This window comes from Brevundimonas sp., assembly GCF_013823285.1.
Taxonomy (GTDB): Bacteria; Pseudomonadota; Alphaproteobacteria; order Caulobacterales; family Caulobacteraceae; genus Brevundimonas.
On the sequence record NZ_PNLV01000152.1, the window covers coordinates 1 to 4222 of the forward strand.

The following is a 4222-nucleotide window of genomic DNA, read 5'->3' on the forward strand; positions in this document are numbered from 1 at the left end:
CCGCTTCGGCCAGCTGCTTCTCGATGCCGGGAATCTGGCCGTAGGCGATCTCTGAGGCGCGGGCCAGGTCGCCGGCGCGCTGGGCGGCGGCCAGTTCGTTGCGCAGGCGGTCCAGGGTCTCGCGCAGCTGGGCGGACTGGCCCACCTTGTCCTTCTCCGCCTTCCAGCGGGCGGTCAGGTCGTCGGACTCGGCCTGAAGCGTGGCGATCTCCTCGTCCAGCTTTTCGAGGCGGGTGCGGGAGGCCTGATCGGTCTCCTTCTTCAGGGCCTCGCGCTCGATCTTGAGCTGGACCAGACGGCGGTCGATCTCGTCCAGGGACTCGGGCTTGGAGTCCACGGCCATGCGCACGCGCGACGCGGCCTCGTCGATCAGGTCGATGGCCTTGTCGGGCAGGAAGCGGTCGGTGATGTAGCGGTTGCTGAGGGTTGCGGCGGCGACGATGGCGCCGTCGGCGATGCGCACCCCGTGGTGGACTTCGTACTTCTCCTTCAGGCCGCGCAGGATCGAGACGGTGTCCTCCACCGAGGGCTCGTCCACGAACACCGGCTGGAAGCGGCGGGCCAGGGCGGCGTCCTTCTCCACATGCTTGCGGTATTCATCCAGCGTCGTGGCGCCGACGCAGTGCAGCTCGCCGCGCGCCAGGGCGGGCTTGAGCAGGTTGGAGGCGTCCATGGCGCCGTCGGTCTTGCCGGCCCCGACCAGGGTGTGCATCTCGTCGATGAACAGGACGATCTGGCCCTCGGCGGCGGTGACCTCGTTGAGCACCGCCTTGAGCCGCTCCTCGAACTCGCCGCGGTATTTCGCCCCGGCGATGAGGGCGCCCATGTCGAGGGCCAGCACCTTCTTGTCCTTGAGCGACTCCGGCACGTCGCCGTTGACGATCCTCAACGCCAATCCTTCGATGATGGCGGTCTTGCCGACGCCGGGCTCGCCGATCAGGACGGGGTTGTTCTTGGTGCGGCGGGCGAGGACCTGAATGGTGCGGCGGATCTCCTCGTCGCGGCCGATGACCGGGTCCACCTTGCCGTCGCGGGCGGCCTGGGTCAGGTCGCGGGCGTAGCGCTTGAGGGCGTCATAGGCGTCCTCGGCCGCGGCGGAGTCGGCGGTCTTGCCCTTGCGCAGCTCGTTGATGGCGTCATCCAGCGCCTCGGGCGTGGCGCCCACCGAGGCCAGCACGGTGGCGGCGACCCCGCCCTCTTTCGCGATGGCGTGAAGGACGCGTTCCGTGGTGACGAACTGGTCGCCGGCCTTCTTGGCCGCGGCCTCGGCGGCGGCCAAGACCCGGGCGGTGTCGCCGTCCAGATACAGCTGGCCCGAGCCGCCGGAGACCTGGGCCCGCTTGGACAGGGCGGTCTCCACGGCGGTCTCGGCCTTGGCCGCGTCGCCGCCGGCGGCGGTGATCAGATTGCGGGCCAGGCCGTCGCGCTCCTCCAGCAGCACCTTGAGCAGATGCTCGGGCGCGAACTGCTGGTGGCGGCGGGCCAGGGCCAGGCTCTGGGCGGACTGGATCGCGGTCTTGGCGCGGTCGGAATAGAGGTCGAGGTTCATTCGGGCATCCCCTGCGCGTCCCCGAAGGGGCGACACGCTGATCTTGGAGACCGATGCGGACACAGGCCCCATCGGCAAGCGGACAATGCGCCCGCCGGCGCCCTTCGGGAAGCGACGCCATGGGCGATGAGGCTGAAGTAGGTGTGGCGATTAGGTCACGCAAGGGGTCGCGGAACCGGCGCTACGCCGCTACGCTTCGCTTCCATGCTGAAATCGAAGATGAACCCGCGCGTGTTCTGGGGCGCCAGCCTGATCATCGGCGCCCTGCTGGCCGTGGCCCTGATCGCGCCGGGCGCCTCGGACTACGCCTTCGGCCACGCCCAGGCCTGGGTGATCGACACCTTCGGCTGGTTCTATGTGGCCTCGGTGGCGGGGTTCCTGGGGGTGGTGCTGTGGCTGGCCGTGGGGCCCACCGGGCGGCTGAAGCTGGGGCCCGACGACTGCGAGCCGGACTTCCCCTACCTGTCGTGGCTGGCCATGCTGTTCGCCGCGGGCATGGGCATCGGTCTGATGTATTTCGCCGTGGCCGAGCCGGTGCAGCACTACGCCGCCCCGCCCGAGGCCGCGCCGGGCACCTTCGCCGCCGCGCGCGAGGGCATGGTCATCACCTTCATCCACTGGGGCGTGCACGCCTGGGCCGTCTATGCGGTGGTGGGGCTGAGCCTGGCCTATTTCGCGCACCGCAAGGGCCTGCCCCTGACCCTGCGCTCTGGACTGCATCCCCTGCTGGGCCGGCGCATCAACGGGCCCATCGGCGACGCGGTGGACATCTTCGCCATCTGCGGCACCCTTTTCGGCATCGCCACCTCGCTGGGGCTGGGCGTGGCCCAGATCAACAGCGGGCTCAACTATCTGACCGGAATGCCGACGGGCGCCTGGGTGCAGGTGGGGCTGATCGCGGTGGTGATGGGGGCGGCCCTGATCTCGGTGCTGACCGGGCTGGACCGGGGCGTGCGGCGGCTGTCAGAGCTGAACCTGACCATCGCCGTGGGGCTGATGCTGTTCGTGCTGATCGCCGGGCCGACCGGGTTCCTGTTGAAGGCGGCGGTGCAAAATTTCGGCCTGTATCTGGACCACTTCTTCGAGCGGACCTTCAATCTGTACGCCTATGAGCCGCGGGGCTGGATGGCCAACTGGACCCTGTTCTACTGGGCCTGGTGGATCGCATGGTCGCCCTTCGTGGGCATGTTCATCGCCCGCATCTCGCGGGGGCGGACGGTGCGCGAGTTCGCCGCCGGGGTGCTGCTGGTGCCCACCGGCTTCACCTTCCTGTGGATGACCGTGTTCGGCAATACGGCCATCGCCCTGGACATGGGCGTGGCGGCGGGCGCGATCACCCAGGCCGTGCAGACGGACCTGTCCACGGCCCTGTTCCAGTTCTTCGAATATCTGCCGGGCACAGCCATCACCTCGACCCTGGCGGTCTTCCTGGTGGCGGTGTTCTTCGTGACCAGCGCGGACTCCGGCTCGCTGGTGATCGACACCATCGCCTCGGGGGGCGCGGACAACACGCCCCGCTGGCAGCGGGTGTACTGGTGCTCCATGGAGGGGCTGGCGGCGGCCCTGCTGCTGCTGGCGGGCGGGCTGGGGGCGCTGCAGGCCGCGACCCTTGTGGCCGCCCTGCCGTTCGCGGTGATCATGATCCTGCTGACCGCCGGGCTGGTGCGGCAGATGTCCGCCGACGCCGCCGGGCGCGAGATCGAGACCGAACAGCCGCCGCTGGCCGAGCGGGTCAAGCGCCTGCTGGCACCGGCCCGGCGCCGCGACATCGAACGCCAGATCGCGCAGCACGGCGTTCCGGCCATGCAGGCGGCCGCCGCCGCCCTGACGGCCGAGGGCATGGAGACCGCCGAGGTGACCACCCTCGAGGACGGGGCGGCGCTGACCGTGCACCACCCCGGCTGGGCCGACTTCACCTGGCGGCTGACCGCCGCGTCCCGGCCCCTGCCCGCCCTGTCGCCGCTGGAGGCGCCGGAGGACAGGCGCACCGTGGAGTGGCGCCTCACCGCCCAGGCCCAGGGCGGGCGCCGTCAGGACGTGACCGGCTTCACCCGCGCCCAGATCGAGGCGGAGATCCTGGACGATCTGGCGAAATGGCGACGGGGGTGAGCCGGTGACCACGCCGCTCGATCCCGCGATCATCGCGCCGTTCCTGATGGCCATGGTGCTGGTGGAGCTGACGCCGGGGCCGAACATGGGCTGGCTGGCGCTGGTCAGTCTGTCGCGCGGGCGCACGGCGGGGCTGGCGGCGGTGGCGGGGATCACCGTGGGGCTGGCGGCGTGGCTTGGGGCGGCGCTGCTGGGTCTGACCCAATTCGTGCTGGACTATCCGGCGGTTCATGAGGTGATCCGCTGGGCCGGGGTGGCGTTCCTGCTGTGGCTGGCGTGGGAGGCGTGGCGCGGCGACGGGACCGCCGACCGGGACGCGCCCGAGGCGACCCGCCGGGCCCTGTTCCTGCGCGGCATGGTGGGCAATCTGCTGAACCCCAAGGCGGCGGTGTTCTATGTGGCCCTGCTGCCCACCTTCATCCGGCCCGGCTACGCCGCGCCCCTGACCCAGGCCCTGATCCTCGGCGGCCTGCACCTGACCATCGCCGTGGTGGTGCATTCGCTGGTGGTGTTCAGCGCGGCGGGCGCCGGGCGCGGCCTGACCGAGCGCATGCAGGGCCCCCG

At 70.7% G+C, this 4222-nt stretch carries 3 protein-coding genes; 2 read left to right on the forward strand and 1 reads right to left on the reverse strand.

Features of this window, described 5'->3' with window-relative positions; genetic code table 11:
* A partial coding sequence (locus tag C0461_RS13640; protein ID WP_292107766.1) for a Clp protease N-terminal domain-containing protein occupies positions 1–1549 on the reverse strand: 1549 nt, incomplete at its 3' end.
* A gap of 204 nt (positions 1550–1753) precedes the next feature.
* Between C0461_RS13640 and C0461_RS13645 the strand changes: the two genes are divergently transcribed.
* Both C0461_RS13645 and C0461_RS13650 read left to right on the forward strand, forming a co-directional pair.
* Entirely contained in the window at positions 1754–3658 is a 1905-nt protein-coding gene (locus C0461_RS13645) for a BCCT family transporter (RefSeq protein ID WP_292107767.1), read from the forward strand.
* A 4-nt stretch (positions 3659–3662) separates the two neighbouring features.
* Positions 3663–4222, forward strand: a 560-nt coding sequence (locus tag C0461_RS13650; RefSeq protein ID WP_292107769.1) for a LysE family translocator, incomplete at its 3' end; no start/stop codon positions are given.